The 19,722-nt window shown below is 69.5% G+C and carries 19 protein-coding genes, 1 tRNA gene and 1 pseudogene; 7 read left to right on the top strand and 14 right to left on the bottom strand.

Going from position 1 to position 19,722, the window contains the following annotated elements; genetic code table 11:
• Window positions 1–109: 109 nt before the first annotated feature.
• The 7 genes from AB5G72_RS11010 to AB5G72_RS11040 form a co-directional block, all read right to left on the bottom strand.
• Window positions 110–1,228 (bottom strand): sterol desaturase family protein, encoded by a 1,119-nt coding sequence (locus AB5G72_RS11010; protein WP_440219874.1) that lies wholly within the window; start codon window positions 1,226–1,228, stop codon window positions 110–112.
• Between the two features lie 16 nt (window positions 1,229–1,244).
• Complete coding sequence (locus AB5G72_RS11015; protein ID WP_440219875.1) at window positions 1,245–2,273, bottom strand: MsnO8 family LLM class oxidoreductase; 1,029 nt, start codon at window positions 2,271–2,273, stop codon at window positions 1,245–1,247.
• A 95-nt stretch (window positions 2,274–2,368) separates the two neighbouring features.
• The gene (locus tag AB5G72_RS11020) at window positions 2,369–3,076 is read right to left on the bottom strand and encodes a hypothetical protein (RefSeq protein WP_440219876.1); all 708 of its coding nucleotides are present in this window, start codon (window positions 3,074–3,076) and stop codon (window positions 2,369–2,371) included.
• 145 nt (window positions 3,077–3,221) lie between these two features.
• Window positions 3,222–4,730, bottom strand: coding sequence for an MDR family MFS transporter (locus AB5G72_RS11025; RefSeq protein WP_440219877.1), 1,509 nt, complete (start codon window positions 4,728–4,730; stop codon window positions 3,222–3,224).
• Window positions 4,731–4,835: 105 nt separating this feature from the next.
• Window positions 4,836–5,846: an arsenic resistance protein gene (locus AB5G72_RS11030; RefSeq protein ID WP_440219878.1), complete on the bottom strand. Its 1,011-nt coding sequence runs from the start codon at window positions 5,844–5,846 to the stop codon at window positions 4,836–4,838.
• Between the two features lie 190 nt (window positions 5,847–6,036).
• Window positions 6,037–8,025 carry a hypothetical protein gene (locus AB5G72_RS11035; protein WP_440219879.1) on the bottom strand — a complete coding sequence of 663 codons (1,989 nt, stop codon included), beginning with the start codon at window positions 8,023–8,025 and terminating at the stop codon, window positions 6,037–6,039.
• Window positions 8,026–8,171: 146 nt separating this feature from the next.
• Window positions 8,172–9,470, bottom strand: a complete 1,299-nt coding sequence (locus AB5G72_RS11040; RefSeq protein ID WP_440219880.1) for an ATP-grasp domain-containing protein — start codon at window positions 9,468–9,470, stop codon at window positions 8,172–8,174.
• A 208-nt stretch (window positions 9,471–9,678) separates the two neighbouring features.
• On the opposite strand from AB5G72_RS11040, the gene AB5G72_RS11045 reads away from it, so the two are divergent.
• Together AB5G72_RS11045 and AB5G72_RS11050 are read left to right on the top strand one after the other, a co-directional pair.
• Window positions 9,679–10,068 carry a DUF1622 domain-containing protein gene (locus AB5G72_RS11045; protein ID WP_440219881.1) on the top strand — a complete coding sequence of 130 codons (390 nt, stop codon included), beginning with the start codon at window positions 9,679–9,681 and terminating at the stop codon, window positions 10,066–10,068.
• Window positions 10,069–10,202: 134 nt separating this feature from the next.
• Window positions 10,203–10,427: a hypothetical protein gene (locus tag AB5G72_RS11050; RefSeq protein WP_440219882.1), complete on the top strand. Its 225-nt coding sequence runs from the start codon at window positions 10,203–10,205 to the stop codon at window positions 10,425–10,427.
• Between the two features lie 25 nt (window positions 10,428–10,452).
• Here the strand turns inward: AB5G72_RS11050 and AB5G72_RS11055 are convergent, their stop codons facing one another.
• Window positions 10,453–11,025: a nuclear transport factor 2 family protein gene (locus tag AB5G72_RS11055; RefSeq protein WP_440219883.1), complete on the bottom strand. Its 573-nt coding sequence runs from the start codon at window positions 11,023–11,025 to the stop codon at window positions 10,453–10,455.
• Between AB5G72_RS11055 and AB5G72_RS11060 the strand changes: the two genes are divergently transcribed.
• Window positions 10,922–11,950 carry a DUF418 domain-containing protein gene (locus AB5G72_RS11060; protein ID WP_440219884.1) on the top strand — a complete coding sequence of 343 codons (1,029 nt, stop codon included), beginning with the start codon at window positions 10,922–10,924 and terminating at the stop codon, window positions 11,948–11,950. The two genes, AB5G72_RS11055 and AB5G72_RS11060, sit on opposite strands and share 104 nt — an antisense overlap.
• Before the next feature lie 104 nt (window positions 11,951–12,054).
• Here AB5G72_RS11060 and AB5G72_RS11065 read toward each other — a convergent pair whose 3' ends face one another.
• Window positions 12,055–13,239: a methyltransferase gene (locus tag AB5G72_RS11065; protein WP_440219885.1), complete on the bottom strand. Its 1,185-nt coding sequence runs from the start codon at window positions 13,237–13,239 to the stop codon at window positions 12,055–12,057.
• 139 nt (window positions 13,240–13,378) lie between these two features.
• On the bottom strand, window positions 13,379–13,699 hold the full coding sequence (locus AB5G72_RS11070; RefSeq protein WP_440219886.1) for a hypothetical protein: 321 nt from the start codon (window positions 13,697–13,699) through the stop codon (window positions 13,379–13,381).
• A gap of 165 nt (window positions 13,700–13,864) precedes the next feature.
• Here AB5G72_RS11070 and AB5G72_RS11075 point away from each other — a divergent pair, with 165 nt between their 5' ends.
• Complete coding sequence (locus AB5G72_RS11075) at window positions 13,865–14,713, top strand: class I SAM-dependent methyltransferase (protein ID WP_440219887.1); 849 nt, start codon at window positions 13,865–13,867, stop codon at window positions 14,711–14,713.
• A gap of 23 nt (window positions 14,714–14,736) precedes the next feature.
• Here the strand turns inward: AB5G72_RS11075 and AB5G72_RS11080 are convergent, their stop codons facing one another.
• A complete protein-coding gene (locus tag AB5G72_RS11080) occupies window positions 14,737–15,009 on the bottom strand; it encodes a type II toxin-antitoxin system RelE family toxin (RefSeq protein WP_440219888.1) in 273 nt (90 codons plus the stop codon).
• Window position 15,010: 1 nt separating this feature from the next.
• Window positions 15,011–15,232 carry a type II toxin-antitoxin system RelB family antitoxin gene (gene relB / locus AB5G72_RS11085; RefSeq protein ID WP_407334667.1) on the bottom strand — a complete coding sequence of 74 codons (222 nt, stop codon included), beginning with the start codon at window positions 15,230–15,232 and terminating at the stop codon, window positions 15,011–15,013.
• Window positions 15,233–15,473: 241 nt separating this feature from the next.
• Between relB and helR the strand changes: the two genes are divergently transcribed.
• Window positions 15,474–17,723, top strand: a complete 2,250-nt coding sequence (gene helR / locus AB5G72_RS11090; RefSeq protein WP_440219889.1) for an RNA polymerase recycling motor ATPase HelR — start codon at window positions 15,474–15,476, stop codon at window positions 17,721–17,723.
• A 146-nt stretch (window positions 17,724–17,869) separates the two neighbouring features.
• Here helR and AB5G72_RS11095 read toward each other — a convergent pair whose 3' ends face one another.
• Complete coding sequence (locus AB5G72_RS11095) at window positions 17,870–18,379, bottom strand: hypothetical protein (protein WP_271798848.1); 510 nt, start codon at window positions 18,377–18,379, stop codon at window positions 17,870–17,872.
• 192 nt (window positions 18,380–18,571) lie between these two features.
• Here AB5G72_RS11095 and AB5G72_RS11100 point away from each other — a divergent pair, with 192 nt between their 5' ends.
• Window positions 18,572–18,853 (top strand): hypothetical protein, encoded by a 282-nt coding sequence (locus AB5G72_RS11100; protein ID WP_069390076.1) that lies wholly within the window; start codon window positions 18,572–18,574, stop codon window positions 18,851–18,853.
• Window positions 18,854–19,063: 210 nt separating this feature from the next.
• Here AB5G72_RS11100 and AB5G72_RS11105 read toward each other — a convergent pair.
• Window positions 19,064–19,137 (bottom strand) — tRNA-Met (locus AB5G72_RS11105).
• A gap of 452 nt (window positions 19,138–19,589) precedes the next feature.
• Between AB5G72_RS11105 and AB5G72_RS11110 the strand changes: the two are divergent.
• Window positions 19,590–19,709: pseudogene (locus AB5G72_RS11110) on the top strand (IS481 family transposase); the annotation flags it as partial.
• Window positions 19,710–19,722 lie beyond the last annotated feature (13 nt).

The following is a 19,722-nucleotide window of genomic DNA, read 5'->3' on the forward strand; positions in this document are numbered from 1 at the left end:
GTTACCCGCGAGATGCTACGGGAGCGGTACGACGAGATATCACTACTTGCCCGCAGGGGAGACGTTGCATGCGGACCCCGCCGAGCCGTCCCCGACATCACCGGCGGCCCTACGCCCTCCGCGCCCCGGCCCACCCCGGCCCGCGCACCAGGTACCCCGCCCGGTCGCGCCAGGTCTGCGCGCGAAAGATATCGTGCCCGATCGCGACCCATTCATGCGTGGCGATTCGCAGCGGGTTGAACGTGTTGATGTTGCTGGTCAGCCCGTAGACCACGTCCTCGCGCTCGGGTTCGTAGGTACCGAACAGCCGGTCCCAGATGATGAGGATGCTGCCGTGGTTGCGGTCGAGGTACCGCCGGTTGCTGCCGTGGTGCACGCGGTGGTGCGAGGGCGAGTTGAGCACCTTCTCCAGCGGCCCGATCGACCGCACCGCCTCGGTGTGGACCCAGAACTGGTAGATGAGGTTGATCGCGCGGGCGTCCATGACGATCGCCGGCCGCACCCCGAGCAGCGAGAGCAACCCGTACGGCACGTAGATCGTCAGCGCCTCGGCGACGGGCTGGCGCAGCGCCGTCGACAGGTTGTAGCGCTCGCTCGAGTGATGCACGACGTGCATGGCCCAGAGCCAGCGCGACTCGTGGGCGAGGCGGTGGTTGAGGTAGTAGATGAAGTCCCAGCCTCCGATGGCTACCGCGTACGCCAGCGGCCCGGACCCCAGGTCAAGCGGGGACGTCCGGAAGAGCCGCGAACTCGCGGTCTGCGCGCTCCACAGCGTGGAGACCATCACCACGGTGGAGGCCACCGCGGTGACCGCCGAGCCGCCGGTGATCCGACGCAGGGCGGGCGGGACCGCCGCGCCGGTGTCACCGTCTGCGTCGGGACCGGGGCCGGAGGACGACGACGACAACGACCCCGCCTCACCCAGACCCGACCCGCGATGGCGTCGGAGGACGTCTCCGGCGGTGGCCACGGCCGCCGCCCCGAGGGACAGGCCCATCACGGCTTTCGCGCATCGGCCTGTCCGCGGGGTGAGCGGCGAGAGCACCGTGGCGGAGATGTAGGGGGCGAGCAGACTCCCCACGCCCATCGAGAGGCTCGCCATCGTGTCGGCGAACTCGTAGTCCCCCGCCCGCTCCCCGACGGCCGGGTTGCGCTTCTGCAACGCGTATTCGGCCGCCATCGCCCCGACGAACGCCGGGATGGCCAGGACCGTCAGATCGACCTTCATGCCCTGAGGGTAGAGCTCACGGCGTGGCCAGGCCGAACTCTCGGGCGAGGAGTTCGCGTGAGCGCCGGCGGTCGGCGGGGTCGGCGATAAGGTCCTGGATCATGACCTCGTCGGCCCCGCTCTCGGCGATCATCTGCTCCAGGGTGGCGCGGACGTCGGCCGGGCCGCCCGCCACGAACCGGGGCCAGCGGCCGTCGGTGATGGTGACCGGTTCGTCCGTCTCCGCCGGGGACATCTCGGCGGCGGCCTCGTCCGGGGTGGGCACCATGACCGACCCTGCCTTGCGGCCGGCCCTGCCCAGGCGTGCGTAGAAGCCCCTGGGCGAACCCGCCAGGTGCAGTCCGTCGGCGGTCGTCTCGCCCACCGCCACGTTGACGGCGAGGATCGCCCTCGGCGACTCGAGCCCGAAGCCCTGCGGCGTGAAGGTCTCGCGGTAGTGGCGCAGCGCCGGCGCGGCGCCGGCGGGGTTGATGAAACCGGCGAAGGTGTAGCCGATCCCGAGCCCCGCCGCGAGGTTCGAGCCGTTGGGGCTGGAGCCCAGCAGCCAGGTCTGCGGGATGTCGGGGACGGTTGTCATGAGCGGGTGCTCGGCGAACGGGTGGTCCGCGGGGAAGCTCTCGTAGAGCCAGGCCAGGGTTTCCAGGATCTGCTGCTGGTGATCGGCCTGTGCCGGGTGCTGGCGGTTCTGCTGGAGCGCGGCGTCCAGCACCGGACCCGCGGTGGCTCGACCCATGCCGAGGTCGATGCGGCCGGGCGCCATCGCCTCCAGCTGCTTGAACATCTCGGCGACCTTGAACGGGCTGTAGTGGTTCATCAGCACCGCCCCGGATCCCAGCCGGATCCGGGAGGTGACGGCCGACGCCGCGGCGATGAGCAGCTCCGGATGGTGCGAGGCACCCGAGCGACTCAGGTGGTGTTCGGCAAACCAGATCCGGTGGTATCCCGCCGTTTCGGCCTGCCGTGCGGCTTCCAGACTGTCGGCGAGCGCGTCCTTCTCGGTGGTGCCGGGCGCGACCGTGCCCAGGTCGACGATGGACAGCTTCACGTCGTGAACTCTTCGCGGTCGGTACTGTGGCGGCGATCGTACGTCCGAGGGAAGGCCGTCGTCGGTGGTCGGCACGCTCGACGGCCGTGCCCGGCTCACCGAGTGAGCTGCCCCTCCACCACATCGTCGCCGGCCGCGGGGCGGCGCACGGCGGTGACGGTGGTCGCGTCCTGGCGGGTCACGTACCAGGTTCCGCCCTGGTCGCAGGGCCCCGAGGTGATCGTCTCCTGGTAGACGCGGGCGCCGTCGACGTCCCCGGTCGGGCGGAGCGTGCCGGTGCACCCGAGCGTCGAATAGCCGACGTACGACCCCGCCGAGGTGAAGGTCATGATCACCGAGTAGTCCGTGTCGGGTCGCTGGGACCCGCGCTGGGTCACGACCCCGGCGTAGGTACCACCGTCCGGGGCTGCCTCGGACGCCGACCAGGGGCGGGGCGCCTCCGAGGTGACGGGGCGACCGGCCTGCTCGGGGCTCGACTCCCCCGGCGCCGGCGCGGTCATCTCTTCCGCCTCCGACGGCTGGGGCGGCGGGTCCGCCGCCTCTCCCCCTGCCCGGTCCGAGGCGGACGCGGTGGGCTCTACGGACGCGGTGGGCTCGGCGGATTTGGCGGGATCGTCGTGACCACCGAGGGCGGCGACACCTCCCAGGACGAGGAGCGCTACAACGACCGCGCCGGCGAGGGCACCCAGGAGGCCGAAGCCGATGCGCCTTCGCGACACCGGGGGCGGCGTGGGGCCGCCGGTCGACGCCTCCCGGGTCGAATCCACGCCTCCGTCGTCATCCCGGCCGCCCTGCTGCGTCATGGCACTCGCCTCCGTCGGTCGCCGATCCCCCGGAACTGAACGTCGGACCCCAGTCTGGCCGACCCGTGCCCCTCGGAGAGGCATACACGCGGGCGGCAGGTCGAGAAGGGGGCGCGATGGACGCCGCAGAGCAGGGGGGTCGCGCCTACGCCTCCGCCGCCACCTCGTCGGACGCCCGCGCCGCCGGCCCCTCGGTCTGCGCGCTGTTGCGGACGAACCACACGCCGACGACGGTGATGAGCGAGATGCACGCGCCCAGCAGCAGCGCGTTGTGGACGCCGGTCATCTGCGCGGCGACGTCGCCGAGTCCGGACTCGGCGCCGGAGACGATGCCCAGCGTCATGACGGTGATGAACAGGGCCGTGCCCGCGGCGGCGGCGACCTGCTGCAGGGTGTTGAGCAGCGCCGAGCCGTGCGAGTACAGGTGCGGCGGCAGCGAGCCGAGCGCGGAGGTCATGAGCGGCGAGAACAGGAACGCCAGGCCCACGCTGAGCACGATGTGCCAGACGACGACCGTGACCAGCGAGCTGTCCGCGGAGAAGAACGTGTACATCCCCCACAGGCCGGCGGACGCGAGGATGGAGCCGGGGATGATGAGCGGCCGGGGGCCGATCCGGTCGAACGCGCGGCCGACGAACCAGCCGAGCACGCCCATGATCAGGCCGCCGGGCAGCAGTGCCAGCCCGGAGTTCAGGGTGCTGGTGCCCACGACCTGCTGCATGTAGAGCGGCAGCAGGATGAGGGTGCCGAACAGCGACATCATCGAGATGAGCATGAGGGCCAGGCTCACGGTGAAGGTCGGGAACGCGAACGCCCGCACGTCGAGCAGCGCGTAGTCCTTGAGCGAGAGCTGGCGCCAGACGAACACGGCCAGGGCGACCACACCGATCGCCACGGGGATCCATGGCGAGATGAGGGCGTTGTCGCTCGCGGCCTCGCCGATGGAGCTGAGGCCGAAGATGAGGCCGGCGAAGCCGATCGCCGAGAGGACGCCGGAGAGGATGTCGAGCGGGATGCGCCGGGGCTCGGTGACGTTGCGGATCAGCACCGCTCCGGCCACGAGTGCCAGCACACCGATGGGCAGCACGGACCAGAACATCCAGCGCCAGCTGAGCACGTCCAGCACCAGGCCACCCACGGTGGGGCCGATGGCCGGGGCGACGGCGATCACGATGGAGATGACGCCCATGGTGCGGCCGCGACGGTCGGCGGGAACCACGTTGAGCACGGTGGTCATGAGCAGCGGAATCATGATGGCGGTGCCGACCGCCTGGACGACCCGGCCGGCGACGAGCATGGGGAACACCATGGCCAGCGACGCCAGCAGGGTGCCCGCGGTGAACGTGCTCATCGCGATGACGAACACGGACCGCAGCGGCAGGCGCACGAGCAGCCACCCGGTGAACGGGATGACCACGGCCATCGTGAGCATGAACGCGGTGGTCAGCCACTGCGCGGTGGCGGCGGTGACCGCGAACTCGCCCATGAGCTCGGGCAGTGCAACGGACATGATGGTCTCGTTGAGGATCACCACGAACGCGGCGCCGACGAGCAGAGCGATGAGCCGCACGGTGGCGGCGGGCATCGGCGGGGAGGCCTGCGGGGCCCGGGCCGCTTCTGCGGAATGGGGGGTGGCGGAGACTTCAGACGTCACGGTCGTCCTCTGGGATTGCGGTGTGATCAGAGAGCAGAATCCGGCGCCGGCGGGGCCGCGCACGGGAACCCTCTGAAGCTACCGGAACCACGCGCCCGACGCCCGTCAAGTGACCGGCGTTACCTCGGGGATGAGTCGCGGGACGAGCCGGACGAGGGCGACCATGGCGACGAGCTCGACGAGGGTCTGGGTGACGACGACGAGGGCCGCCAGATCGAACGCCGCGGGCAGTGCCAGGACCAGCGGGAGGACGACCAGGGAATTTCGGGTCGCGCCACTGAACGCGATCGCCCGCCTGCCCGGCACATCGAGGCCCGCCAGCCGCCCGGCCGCCATGCCCACCGGCACCATGACCACGACGAACGCCACGTACACCGGGACCACCTGCACCAGTCCGCCGAGCCGCTCGCTGACCGCGCTGATCTGGGAGGCGACCACGAGCGCGAGCGTGGCGACCATGAGCGGGACCATCGCCGCGGCCGCGCCCTGCACCACCGCCTGACCGACTCGGCTGACGCGGCCGGCCCGGGCAGCCCGGTCGGGCTCACCGTGGTCGGCGACGAACTGCGTCAGCGCCGCAGCCGCGAGAGGCAGCGCGATGAGCAGCACGAACGCCTCGACGAATGGCTCAAGCTCCACCGCCGCAACCAATTCGGATCCGACGAACATCCACAGGTACAGCGGCAGTAGCGCCATCTGGGCGAGCATGAGCAGCGGGGTCGCGGCCAGGAGCCGGTGTACGTCGGCTCCGGCGAGGCCGGCAAACACGAGGACGTAGTCGATACACGGGGTCAGCAGGACGAACAACACGCCCACCAGGAGCACCCGGTCGTGGTCGACGATCCGCGTCAGCAGCCAGACGATCGGCGGCACCAGCAGAAAGTTGACCGCGAGGATCGTGCCGAGGAAACGCCAGTCACGGAACGCCCCGCCGATGCGTGCGAACGGGATGCCGAGGAACGTCGCGTACAACAGCAGCGCGAGCACGGGCTGGATCGCGAGCCCCGCCGGGCGGGCCACCGCGGGCGCGAGCACCCCGACGACCCCGCCCACGAGGAGGCCCGCCAGGTAGAGCGACACCTGGTGCCGCTCCATCCACTCCACGCTCGCGCGCATGCTCCTCCTCACGCCCATCCCTCTCAGGCTTGTGCGTCCTCTTTGCACACCTTGTCGGCAGTTGTGCGCGCGGATTGGACCATTCCCGCAGCGCATCCACTCGGCACCCCGGCGTCGGGACGCCTTACGCCGCTCTCGGCGCGTAAGTCGGATCAGCCGAGCCGAGCCGGGCCGGGCGTCGCCGCAGTCCTCAGAGCTCCGGTAGCCGGTCGGCGCCCCAACTGCCGTGGATCAGCCCGGTCACCCGGGCGATCTCCTCCGCGGAGACGGTCTCGGTCTCGCCGGGCTCGAGGGCGTCGAAGTGGAAGATGTACAGCCGCGAGGCGAACTCCTCGAACGGCAGCGACGACTCACCGAAACGCTCGCCGTTGCCGGCGGTGCTCACCACCACGCCGTTGCCCCAGTCCTGCCCGCTGTCGTTGTTGGGGTTGAAGAAGTAGACGCGCATGGTCTCGTCCGGGTCCAGCGCGACCCGCAGGATCGTGATGGCGTGCCACCCGACGAACCGCGCGGAGGAATCGGTGACGGCGACGCCGGCGGGCTGCGGGTGGATGAGCGGCTGGTTGCCGTTGTGGAACGGGTGGTAGCTGCCGTAGAAGTGCCGCAGGAAGTCCTCGAGCCCGGTCAGCCTGCCGGACTCGACGTCCACGTTGATGCTGAAGCCGCGGGCCGACCACCAGCCGTGGAACTCGGGGTTGACCCACCGGTGGGGGTCGCCCGGGCGGTCCGAGCACAGGCGGCCCATCTCGGCGTAGATCCGGTCCAGGTGCGGCACCACGAGCAGCGACACGGGGTCGAGATCCACGGGCAGGGTGGTGGCCAGGCCCGCGTCGAGTTCTCGGGAGGAGATCGGCCGGCCCTCGAAGTGCATGACCACCTCGTTGTCGCGGGCCGCCCACGCGATGATCTGCAGCAGGTAGTCGGGGTCGTTGTAGGCCCACATCGACAGCGCCCGGGCGGACTGACAGGTGGGGTTGTCGCCCTGCCCCACGCCCAGCGGCTGACCGAGCATCGACAGCGTCCCGGCGAGAAGCCAGACGCGCCCCTCGTGGGCGGGGCCGCACGAGAGGGCGAGCCGCTCGGCCGCGTAGCCGGACAGCGGCAGTGCCAGCAGCCGCCACAGCGCGGGGGCGGCGGGCGGTTGGAAGAGGATCCCCCGCTCGAGCAGCAGCGCCAGCCCGTAGACGGACTGCGCGGTCTCGGGGTGCACGGCCGCGTCGATCAGGGCGTCGACCAGACCGTGGAAGCACAGCAGGCTCTCCCGGCCCGTGCTGGACAGCCCGAGCGCCTCGCTCAGCAGGAAGCTGCCCTTCTCCCGCAGGAACCGCACGAGCACCGGGTGGTACGGCGACACCAGGCCGGTGTCGTGCATTGACCGCGCGAACCCGGCCGCCTCGTACTGCAGGGTCCCCTCGTCCATGGACTCCAGTCGGGAGAGGTAGACGTCCACGCCGGGGTCCTCGCGGCTGGCCTCTGTGGTGCCGTAGATGCTGCTGATGAGCCGGTCGATGCCCACGCCGCCGCCGCTGGTGCCCATCTGCGGGTCCTGGCGGGCGATCGAGATCTGGGTGATGGTCTGCTTGATCTGGTCCACCTGGATGGGGCGTTGGCGCAGGATGCGCCAGATCTCCTCGACCAGCTGGTCGAGCACGCCGTCGAGGCCGATCTCCGAGGCGATGTGCGCCAACGCCGCACGGGTGACGGTCGCCATCCGGCCCTGCTGTGTGCGCTCAGCCTCGGTGGCCACGGTGAACAGCAGTGAGGCATTGTTGGCGAGCACCTCGGCGAGGTGCTGACGCGCCTGCTCTGCCGTGACCTCGGGGTGCTCGTACTGACCCTGCGCCACGGCCGTCAGCCGCAGGTCGCTGACGATCTCGGTGACGACCTTGTCGGAGTCGGAGCTGCGGAGCGTGCCGACGCTCAGGGCCGGGATCAGTGCCGCCGGCGAGTCCCAGTCGGTGCCCTCGAAGAACCCGGCGGCCTCGAGTTCCGGGGTCATCGACTGCACGGCCCCGGCGCCCCCGTCCTGGAGGAGCACCAGCCGCGCCCCGTCCAGGACGCGCCGCAGACGCGACGACTTGGTCACGTCACCGGCTTCGGCGAGCCCCCTGATCGCGTCGGCCAGGGAGGCGACCCGTTTGTCCAGCACCCGCGTCGCGCCGGGCTCGTCGTTTCCCACTTCGATCCACTCTCCGTCTCTCGCCGCTGAGTCGTGCCGCGTCGTGCCAGGTCGCCCCGGGCCGTCCCAGGCCGTGCCTGGTCATCCCACGTCGTTCCACGTCCGCCCGCCGGTACCGTACCCGCGGGCCGGTACCGGCCGAGGCGTCACACGTAGAAGTCGAGGTCCTCCTGGTTGCGCAGGACCGATCGCATCTCGTAGGCGTCGTCGCCGAAGAAGTAGACCAGGCCCCAGTGGGTGCCGAAGGCGGTGCGCTTGGTGACCGTCTCCTCGAGCGGGGCGGTGAGCTCGTGGGATTCGAAGTACTCGTGGTCCTCGGTCGCCTCCGGGATCTCGAGCGTGGACACGACACGGCGCCGCGGGTAGACGCCGAAGCACCCGGCGTGACCCTTCGCGTCGACCACCTCGCGCGGGAAGAACGCCGCGATCTCGTCCTCGGTGGTCTTGGGGTCGAACGCCAGAACGAGGCCCTGGTAGGCGTTGAACCCGTAGGTGCGCTCGAGCAGTTCGAAGACCTTGAAGCCCGGCGGCCGGTAGGCCACCTCGCCGAAGTACATCTCGCCGTCGCTGGTGACGAAGTACTCGGGGTGGACGAACCCGAACTTGATGTCGAAGGTCTTGATGAGCTTCTCGATCTGCCGGGTGATCTCCGGGCGGTACTTCTCCAGCTCTGGCGAGGCCGGCACGAACACCGAGTAGCCGAGCGTGACGTACTCGGAGATGTTGAGGAAGACGATCTTCCCGTTGTGGACCCAGGCCTCCACGGCGAACTCCCAGCCGTCGAGGTGGGATTCCATGAGGACGGGGAACTCCTCCTCGGGGATCGTGTCGACCTCGTCGGGCGTGCGGATGACGCGGTGGCCGAGGCACCCGGCCTTGTCGAACGCCTTGAGGTGGATCGGGTCGTTGGGGTCGCCGTCGAGCTTGAGCAGGGTCTGGTTGACGCGCTTGAGGAACCGGATGACGTCGTCCCGCTCGTGCGCCTCCTCGAAGATGCCCACGCGGATCCCGCCGAGCTGGGCGCGCCGCTTCATCAGCGCCTTGTCCCGCAGCAGCAGCGACTGCCCGTACAGGGTGGGGTTGTCGAGCAGCATCGAGTTGATGGCGCCCGCCCACTCGACGGTCTCCTCGAACAGCGGGATCGCCACGTCGACGCCCATGTCCCGCAGCGTCTCGGCGATCTCCATGGACCGGTCGTTGAGCCGCTCGAAGTCCCACGGGACGTACGGGATCTGGTGCTGACTGCAGTATTCCTCGGCCCAGGGCGGTGCCACCACGACGTAGCGGCGGTCGAACTTGTCGAGCGCGTCGATGGCGTTGGGTACCCAGCCCAGCAGTGCGACGTATCCCTTGTCGGGATCGCGCAGGTGCTCGTTGGGGTCGTGGGTCGGGTTCGGACGAAGGTCCGTGGCTCCGGTGGTCGATTCTGCGGTAGGCGTCTGCAAGTGCGGTGCCTCCTCGAGTTGGCGCGGGTTCGATCTGCGTGGGCCGATCAATCCAGGGCGGTGGGCCACAAACGTACCCAAGACCCGTCTCAGTGCAACTGGTTACGGGATCGGCGAACGCCCGGGCGCGCGGCGGGAGGCCCCCTAGGCTCGTCGGACAACGCCGTCCGGGTCGCCCCGGTGCGGATCCGGGTGAGAGGAGTCCAGGGTGCCTTCCAAGGAGTACATCGAGGCGGTCGGCGAGGTGATCGACGCGCTCGGTGTAGCAGCGATCGTCATCGGCATCGTGGCGGCCACGGTCATCGCGGGGTGGCGCCTGCTCAGCCGGCAGCCGGACACCTATCGGCACTTCCGCCGGTTCCTCGGTCGGTCGATCCTGTTGGGGCTGGAGATCCTGGTGGCGGCGGACATCATCAAGACGGTCGCGGTGACCCCGACGCTGGAGAGCGTGGCGGTGTTGGCGGCGATCGTCGTGATCAGGACCTTCCTCAGCTGGTCGTTGGAGCTGGAGATCTCGGGCCGGTGGCCGTGGCAGAAGTCGAGGGCCCCGGAGGCCGCGCCCCGGGACGCCGCCGCGTCGTCAGGGCCGTCCGACTAGGGCCACCGCGCGGATCGAGGGGCGACGACGACGAGGGAAGTCGCCTCCAGGTCGGGGCCCGCGCCTGCCCGCTCGGCCGAACCGGCATCAACCGACCGCCCCATCCGATGCGCAAGTGGCGCCGAATCCCGGACATGCACACGGCTTCGCACTCCCCTCGGCGCCGGAACTACCTCGGTGACGCGAGCTTGTGGTGGGACAACTGGGTGCCGGTCGCGGCCACCGGGTGGGGCGCGCTGGTCGTCATCGCGCCGATGCTGGCGGCCGATTTCCTCATCCGGGCCATCCGCGGGCCATCCGGCCAGGACCCCGCACCGGACCACATGTCCGACCCACCTGAATCCGACAACCTCGTCTGACCAGCACCCTCTCCGTGTCCCAGCGCTACTGCACGGCCGGCGGGACGGGCGTCTGCTGGTAGAGGGCGATCCGCCACTGTCCCTCGCGGCACGTGTAGACGGTCGACATCAGTGCATGGAAGTGGTCCTCGTCGCCGCGCGAGGCTCGCCCGGTGTACACCAGCGCAGCGGTGTTCTCGTCGACCTCGATGAGGCGTTCGTCGCTGATGTCGTAGGACTGCCACGGCGGTGCCTCGTTGAGGGAGGCGATCACCGCCTCGCGGTCCAGGGCCAGACCGTGGGCGAGAACCATCACGGCGTCTGCGGTCATGCGACGTCCGTAGAAGTCCGCCCCTGTGCCGTCGCACAGCGATAACCAGCCTCGATGCTCAAGCTCTAGCAATTCGGCGATGTCCATGGCGCCACGGTAGGTCACGACGCTGCGGCCGACCGGAGAACCGGCGGGCGGTTTCCATCCCTTCTCCCGGTCAGCCGTCGGTGTTACGGTCCGCCTCGTGGCAGGCGACACAGACGAAAGGCTGACCTTCGACACCACGACGACAGGGCGTCGGCGGATCGAGGAACTGGACGTCATCCGCGGGTTCGCGCTCTGCGGCATCCACGTGGTCAACGTCTACCAGCAGGTCGTGTTCTCCGAGCTGTTCGGCGACCAGCCCGGCCTCGGGGTGACCGTGATGCCGGCGATCGTCCGATACGGCTTCTACGAACGCTTCCTACCGATTTTCACGCTGCTGTTCGGCGTGGGGTTCGCGATCTTCCTGGCCTCCGCCGGAAGTCGTGCCGATCGCCCTCGAGTCGTCCTCGCCCGCCGCCTGGCCGTCCTGGCGGGGTTCGGCGTCCTCCACCAGGTGGCCCACCCCGGCGAGGCGTTGCTGCCGTACGCCGTCTTCGGGCTTGTCATCCTCCTGCCCGCCTCGTTCCTCCGGCCGCGGTGGGCGCTCGCCGTGGGTCTGGCCCTGTTGCTGCTCGGAGCGCAGACGGTCGCCGGATACGGAGTGATGCCCGGGCTGCTCGTGGTGGGTTATGCGCTCGCAGGTCTCGGGGTCGCCGACGCGCTCGGCCGCCAGACTCGCCGATGGGTGCTCGCCGCCGCGATGCTCGGCGCGGTGACGATCGCGTACTGGGCCTCGGTTGCCGTCGGAATCCACCTCCCGCGGTTGTCCTTCGGAGCGACGTCCCTGCTGTCCCAGCTCGCGGGGGTGGTGACCGGCCTGTTCTACGTCTGTCTGGTGGTGCTCGCCTTGCGGACACCGGCGGGCGGCGTGCTCCGATGGGCGTTGGCCCCGATGGGCCGGATGGCGCTGACCAACTACCTGCTGGCGACGGCGTTCATCCTCGTGCTCTCCCCGATTCTGGCGATCGACGGGCTGGACGACTGGCCTGCCATCGTCGCGCTGGTGGTCGGGATCATCGTGGCTGAGATCGTGGCGAGCCGCGTGTGGCTGGCCCGGTTCCGCTTCGGTCTCGCCGAGTGGCTGTGGCGCTGTGCGACGTGGTGGGAGATGACGCCGCTCCGCCGGTGATGTCAGGCTGCCCCGGTAGCTGGTCTGCTCTGGAAACCGGTCTGGTCGGCCAGTCGCGACTGGCGGGACAGGCGGGCGCCCTCAGCGGCCGTGTACCGCAATCCTCACGAGGCCCGCGCGGCCAGTCGCCACAGGATGGTCCGCTCGCGCGACCGAGCAGCGTGGAGCGGATCGGCACCGTCGGCCGCGCGCGGGTGGCGAGGCGTCGTCTCGCGGGTGCCGATCACCGTCAGCCCGGCGTCGGCGATGCGGGTCAGCAGCTCGTCGCGAGTGCGTAGGCCGAGTTGCTCGGCGAGGTCGGACAGGATCAGCCACCCTTCGCCCTGCGGTGTCAGGTGATCGGCGAGCCCGCCGAGGAAGCGGTGGAGGACGTCAGATTCCGGGTCATAGATCCCCTGCTCAAGTGCTGACGTCGGGCGCCCGGGGATCCACGGTGGGTTACACACGACCACATCGGCTCGCCCGGAGTCGCCCACCTCGTCGTCGTCCCCATAAGGCCACAGATCGGCCTCCACCACGTCCACCCGGTCGGCCCACCCCAGCCGACCCACGTTGTCGCGCGCGCACTGCACAGCGCGCGGGTTGATGTCGGACGCCACGACCTGCCGGGCCCCGCGCCGGGCCAGGACGGCCGCGAGCACGCCGGTTCCGGTGCCGATGTCCCACACGATCGGATTCTCGACACCCTGCGGCCAGGGGGCGTCGGCGACCAGGTCGATGTACTCGTCACGGGTCGGCGCGAACACGCCGTAGGCGGGTTGGATCCGAGCCCCCAACGCGGCCACCTCGATGCCGCCCAGGTGCCACTCGTAGGCACTGATGACGCCGAGGAGCTCGGGCAGCGAGACCAGCGTCTCCCGACCGGTCGAGTCGTTGCCGTTGTGGGTCGGCGGCCCGTAGGCATGGACGCAGGCGTCGCGCACGTCAGGCGCTCGGCGCAGCCGAACCGTGTAGTCCTGCTCGAGTGGGATGAGGATCCTTCCCAGCGTCTCCGCCCGCTGCGCGCGTGCCTTCCGGTTGGCGAGGAAGACCTCGCCGGGGTCGGAGCTCTGCGGAGCCCGGGACGCCCGCTTCTGCAGACGCCGGTCGAGGGCGCGCATGAGCTGGCGGGCGTTGTGGAAGTCGCCTCGCCACAACAGACCGGTGCCCCGCCGGATCATCCGAAGCGCCTTGTCCGCGGCGATGTCGTCGTGGATCACCACGATGTCCCGCGGCGGCGGCGCGCCGTTCTCGGAGTGCCACCCGGCAGTGCGGTCCTCGCCCTTCTCTCGCCAGCTGACAGTGGTCACAGGCGACCCGGGGGCGGCAGGAGAAGACACGGGAGTCCTTCGAACGGGCGCGCCCTCGACCGTGGGGAGGAATGACGCGCAAGAGCAGGTTGCCCGTGAACCGGGCCGCACCCAGTGTCTCAGCTCCGCGGTCGAACGGTCACGGCCAGTCGATCTCATACGCCTCGGCCCGGGCCGAGTACATCCGACCCCCGCTGACGAAGTAGCCATCGGTGTAGGTGGCCGTGTCGGAGGGGATGCCGTGGGCAAGCGCGTAGAGCTGGGCCGCCAGGTCATCGGCATCGAACGCGCCGGAGCTGTCGCGATGGGGGGTGATGATCGCGGTCCTGTCTGCAAACACGCCCGGCGCCCCTCGCAAGGTGACGCGGCGAGCGCGGTAGTCCCCGGCGCGAACGTGGGCCAGAGCCTGGCGGAGCACCGTGTCGTAGCGGGTGTCGGTCAGTGGGGTGGCGATGTGCATGGCCGACAGCGTCACACCCCTCGGCGGCGTCCTCGCCCGCGTCACGGTCCCCGGCACCGCAGCCTGTGGAGAGTCGCGTGCCCTGTGAGTGTGGTGCCGCTGCCGTGAGGGTTCCGGTCGCCTCTCCCCGGTTCTACGATGGGAGTCGAGGCATTGGAGCTCATCATGAGTGCATCGCAGGCCGACCTCTGGAGTGGTCCCGTCGGGCAGTCGTGGGTGCGCAATGCGCTCGCGTACGACACGATTCTCGAGCCGCTCGGTCGCGCGGCGCTTGACCGCCTGGACCTCGGCCCGCCGCAGCGGGTGCTGGACATCGGGTGCGGGACCGGGACCACGACGTTGGAGATCGGACGTCGGGTGCGCCCGGACGGGTCGGCGGTCGGCGTGGACGTGTCCCGACCGATGGTCGAGTGCGCGCAGGCTCGCCTGGTGGACGAGGCCGATGCGGAGAACGTCGAGTTTCTCACCCTCGACGTGGAGAGCGAGCCGTTGCCCGGCCTGTTCGACGCCGCGTTCTCGCGGATGGGCGTGATGTTCTTCGACCGACCCGAGGTGGCGTTCTCCGCCGTCCGGGCGGCCCTCCGACCGGGCGGCCAGCTCGCGTTCGTCTGCTTTGCCGCGCCCGCCGCGAACCCGTTTATCACGGTCCCCACCGGCGCCGCGTTGGCCCGGCTCGGTGGTGCCCCTGTGCCTCCGCCGGGCGCGCCGGGACCGTTCTCGTTCGCTGACCCGGACCGCGTGCGCAGCGTGTTGGAGACCGCCGGCTTCCAGTCCGTCAAGGTGAACCCCGGCCCCGACGAGGTCACCCTCGGCCCCGCCGACCGCCTCGAACAACTCGCCCGGCAGGCGCTGGAACAGAACCCCCAGGCCATGATGGCGATGGCCGCCAACCCCGACGCCCGCGACTCCGCCGTCGCCGCGGCCATGGCCGCGCTGGGTGAGCATGTCACCGACGGCGAGGTCCGTCTGGGTGCCGGAACCTGGGTCGTCGAGGCCCGCGCGCCCGGGGTGTGACAGGGCAGAAGCACCAAGGGCCGCTATCGATAGACCTCGCGCCGATGGGCAATATCGACAACGAGGACGGTCACCCGTTGATCCTCGATCGAGCAGATGATCCGGTAGTCGCCCACGCGGTACCGCCAGAGGTGCTGGTCGCCGCGAAGTGCCTTCCCGAGATACCTGGGGTTTTCGCACCCGTGTATTCGCTCCTCGAGGAATGCCCGGATTCTCTGCTGCGCAGTCCTATCCTGTCGACCGAGTTTGGTGATGACCTTCTGGACGTGCGGCGTGACCTCGACCAGATACGCCACCTCAGGACCAGTCCACCTGGTCCAACGGGATCGCGGAATCGTCTGACTGCCTGAATTCCTCCAGACGGTGCCGGGCCAAGTACCAGTCCTCCATCTCGTCGAGTCCGCTGCGGATGAACTCGCTCGCGTAGAACGACTTGGACCTGCCGGTGACTCGAGCCAGATGGTCCAGACGGGCGATGGTCTCGTCGTCCAACTTGGTGTTCAGCTGTTTGGCCGTCATGACACCCCTTCCGCCGCTATACGAGTATAGACCCAGCGACCACCCTGAGACCGTGACCATCCGGCCGGTCGATCTCGAGAGCGTGATTGACGCCAAGCGTGAGGGCGAGCCACTTCGAGACGCAGCGACGATCTGGCAGCCTTCAGACAACCAAACTCCTGCCGGAAACCCCTCCCCTTCTCAAGTTATAGCTGGTAGGGGGCCTTGCGGCAAGACCCCGGTGGGGGCGCACACTGTCGCCATGTCCCCCGAGGCACCCGGCATCTTCGCCCTCCCCGATCACCTCGCCCACAAGGCTGACCCGGCGCACATCGCCGCCGACGAACGCCACCTCGCCGCCATCTCCCACGCCCTCGACCAGAAGGTCGCCTCCCTGTCCGCCCGTCTGGACGCCCGCCGCCGCGACCCCGCAGGCCGCGGCGCGCAGACCATCGAGCGCGACGCCGACATCCGCCGCCTCGTCGCCGAGCTCGCCACGCTGCGCCGCTTCGGGCTGGACGTGTGCATCGGCCACTACGCCATGGCTATTTCAGACTCCGCCGACCCGAGCCCCACAGCACCCGAGGCGGCGCCGGTGTACGTGGGACGTATCGGCCTCACCGATGCGGCCGGCACTCCCCTCCTCGTGGATTGGCGCACCCCGGCCGCCGAGCCGTTCTTCGCCGCGACGCTCGCCGATCCGAGGGGCGTGACGTATCGCCGGCGGTACCGGTGGTCGGGCGGGCGCATCGTGGATTATTGGGATGAGGTCTTTGGCGACGACGACGAGGTCTTCGCTCACGTCAGCCCCGACGACCTCTCGGCGTTCGTCTCGAGCTTGTCCGAGGCGCGGACCGGCCGAATGCGGGATGTGCTCACCACGATCCAGGCCGATCAGGACGCCATCATCCGCGCGGACTCCCGGGGAGCCCTCATCGTGGACGGCGGACCGGGCACCGGCAAGACGGTGGTGGCCCTGCACCGTGCGGCCTTCCTCCTCCACGAGCAGTCGCGGGCCGGCCTGCGGCGCGGCAACCTGCTCCTCGTCGGCCCGCACCGGCCGTACCTGGACTACGTCGCCGATGTGCTCCCCTCACTCGGTGAGCACGGTGTGCAGACGGCGACCGTGGCCGACCTCGGGCTGGCCGCCCTCGGCGGGGTGATCGCGTCATCGACCGACGGTCTGCCCGACGATCCCGATCCCGAGGCCGCCCGACTGAAGTCAGACCTGCGCATGGTCGAGGCGGTCGAGGCCGCGGTGCGCTTCTACGAGCAGCCGCCCGAGCAGTCGATGCTGGTGCAGACCGAGTGGGTGGACCTGCACCTGACGCCGGCGGACTGGGCCGAGGCGTTCGGCTCGGTCGAGGCCGGGACGCCGCACAACGAGGCCCACCCGCAGATTCGCGACACCATCGCCGAGATCCTCGTCGATCGGGCTCTCCACGAGAGTGCCGGCGGCGGCGTGCCGGCGGAGGCCCTCCGCGCGGAGCTCTCGGCCCACCCGGACCTGCACCGCGCCCTGTACCGGGCATGGCCGATGATCAGCGCCACCGACCTCGTCGGGGACCTGTGGACCGTCCCCGCGTACCTGCGCCTGTGTGCACCGTGGCTCACCACCGACCAGGTCCGGCTGCTCCAGCGGTCTGAACCCCATGGATGGGCCGTCGCTGATCTGCCGCTCCTGGACGCGGCCCACCACCGGCTGGGCGACGCCGACCGGGCGCGGAGGGCTCAGCGCCGCCGGGCCGAGCGATCCGCGGAACTCGCGAGGCGCCAGCGGGTGATCGACGACCTCATTGCCGCCGACGACGACCCCGAAGGCGTCTCCCCCATGCTCCGTCACGCCGACCTGCAGGAGGCCCTGCTCGATACGTTGGCCGAAGAAGACCCAGCCATCGGCGACGCTCGCCTGGCGGGCCAGTTCGGTCACATCATCGTGGACGAGGCGCAGGAGCTCACCGACGCCGAGTGGCGAATGATCTTGCGCCGCTGCCCGTCGGGCAGCCTCACGATCGTCGGCGATCGCGCTCAGTCCCGCCGCGACTTTGACGAGTCCTGGCGCGAACGGCTGGCTCGGATCGGCCTGGAACCCGGCCGGATCACCGCGGTCCATCTGAGCATCAACTACCGCACGCCCGCCGAGGTCATGGAGGCCGCTGCCCCAGTGATCCGGTCCGTCCGCCCCGACGCCAACGTGCCCGAGTCGGTGCGCCGCAGCGGGCTCCCCGTCGAGTACGGCCACGTCGAGGATCTCCAGCACGTGATCGACGGTTGGCTCGCCACCCACTCCGAGGGCACGGTCTGTGTCATCTGCGCGCCCGGCTCGACTGTTCTAGACTCCAGCGGTTCGGACCGCGTCCGCTCGCTGACCCCCGCGCAGGCCAAGGGCCTCGAGTTCGACCTGGTGGTCCTTGTTGACCCAGATACCTTCGGCTCGGGCGGCACCGGTGCCGTCGACAGCTACGTCGCAATGACACGGGCAACGCGACAGTTGGTCGTTCTCAGCTCGTAGATTTTTCCGCCGTTCGCGGCGTCGCGGGCGATTCGGGAGTCGGGCGGTGCTCGCCATGGCCTCAAGTTGACGGCTGAACGCCCGAACGAAAGGCGCCCGTGCTGTCTACCGCCCTTGCCGCCGTCGCCGGTATCGCCCCTGGGTAATCACAGGTCGCTTGACTCCAGACGCTGCACCACCCGGGGAGCCAACTCGCCTTTCGAGAGCCTGTACTTCGACCACTTGTCGCCACTCTCGGCGGACATCGACGTCGAGAAGACGCGCCGACCCCGTGCGTTCACAGTGGTGTTCGTCTCGAAGACGGGGCTCGGCACCATCCATGACTGCTCGATCGAGCCTCGCGTCACGTTCACGTAGACGAACAGCATGTCCAGGTCGCTGCGAGGGTAGAAGGACGAATCGCGGACGTGGGCTTGGAAACGACCCCGTTTGACTACTGCGCCATCCGACATTCGCGCCTTGACTTGGACGGCCAGAGTGGCGGTATGTTCGCGCAGGTGGAAGACCAGGTCGACGCCCTCGTCGTCGATGATCGACGTCGACACGTTGAGCTTCGCGCGGGACTGCAGGATGCAGGTGGCAGCGACGAGCAGCTCCGCGGCTTTGCCCATGCGTCCGGCATCGAGTGACTTCTCAGAAGATTCGTCGGGCCCCATTGCCGCACTATAGAGGCGCCTGAGCGAGCCGACGGCCCCAAGAACAGAAGAGGCCATCAGTCGGCAGACACAGCGGCAAGCAGTTTAAACAGACCCGTGGGCGGACTCACGATTCGTCCGCATTGCCGTAAGGCACCGACCCGGCACTGTTAGCGTCACTCAGGCCTGGGACAGACCGGAGGAGGCACAGCGTTGAGAAAGAAGACGTTCGCGGCGCTCGCGGGCACCTACGGGATCCTCTTTCTCCTCACGACCGCATGGACGGCGTGGCAGATCGCTACTCACGGGGCCGAGAACGTCAGCGCCCCGGTTTTCCCGGCGATGGCACTCGGGGCTCTCGTCGGCGTCGTGGTGATGAGAATCCGCGGCAAGCGGCGGGGACAGGCGACGCTCTCCAGTGCACTAGCCGCGATAGTGTCCTTCGCTGCGGTCGCCGCCGCCGGGCTCTGGGTGTGGTTTCTCTTCGCGGCGTAGCGCCAGGCCTCTGACCAGGGGTGCCCTAAACGCCCCGTGCAGGGCACCCCAGGTCACAGGCCGTCTTCGATCTCCCGCACGAGCGCGCGTGCCGGACTCGATTTGGATTGCCACCGCCCTGACGGACTTCGGCCGTTGGTCGATCGGGCGCCAAGGCGGAAAACACTCAAGCTCGGCTCCCCAAGAGGGAACCGAGCTTGAGTGCGTTTGTAGCGGGGACAGGATTTGAACCTGCGACCTCTGGGTTATGAGCCCAGCGAGCTACCGAGCTGCTCCACCCCGCGTCGATTGCCTCACCGACAGTACGTGCGACCATCCAAAGGTCCAAATCGACAGATGAGTAGATGCGCGGCGCTACAGACCGAGCCAGCTGCCTCGACGCCGGGCGCATACCCATCGAACGCGGCACCGATATCCGCCGCCTCGTCGCCGAACTCGCCGCGCGGCACCGGTTCGGGGTGGACGTGTGCATCTGGGAACACACCGGGACCGGTCCCTACTCCTTCTTCGAAACACGCGAGTCCGCGCCGGTTTACGTGGGCCGCCTCGGCCTCACCGATTCGGCCGGCAATCCCCTCCTCGAGGACTTGCGCGCCCTGGCTGTCGAACCGTTCTTCGCCGCGTCGCTCGCCGACCCGAGGGGCGTGTCCCACCGAGGTCGGTACCGCTGGCTTTGGCGCGACGCTGACGCGTTACCTAGTTTCCTGTTCCATCCTCGTCGTCGGGCAACTGAGCCTTCGACAGCAACGCCCAACGAGCACAGGCTCTCGCACCGCGGCTCGATTACTTCAACACTGAACGCCGCCACAGCACACTTGGAGGCCAGCAAACGATCAGCCGCCTGCAACCACCCTGGTGGCCGGGAGCAC

Origin of the sequence: Dietzia sp. MNB45 (genome assembly GCF_051994785.1) — a bacterium.
Classification (GTDB): domain Bacteria; phylum Actinomycetota; class Actinomycetes; order Mycobacteriales; family Mycobacteriaceae; genus Dietzia; species Dietzia kunjamensis.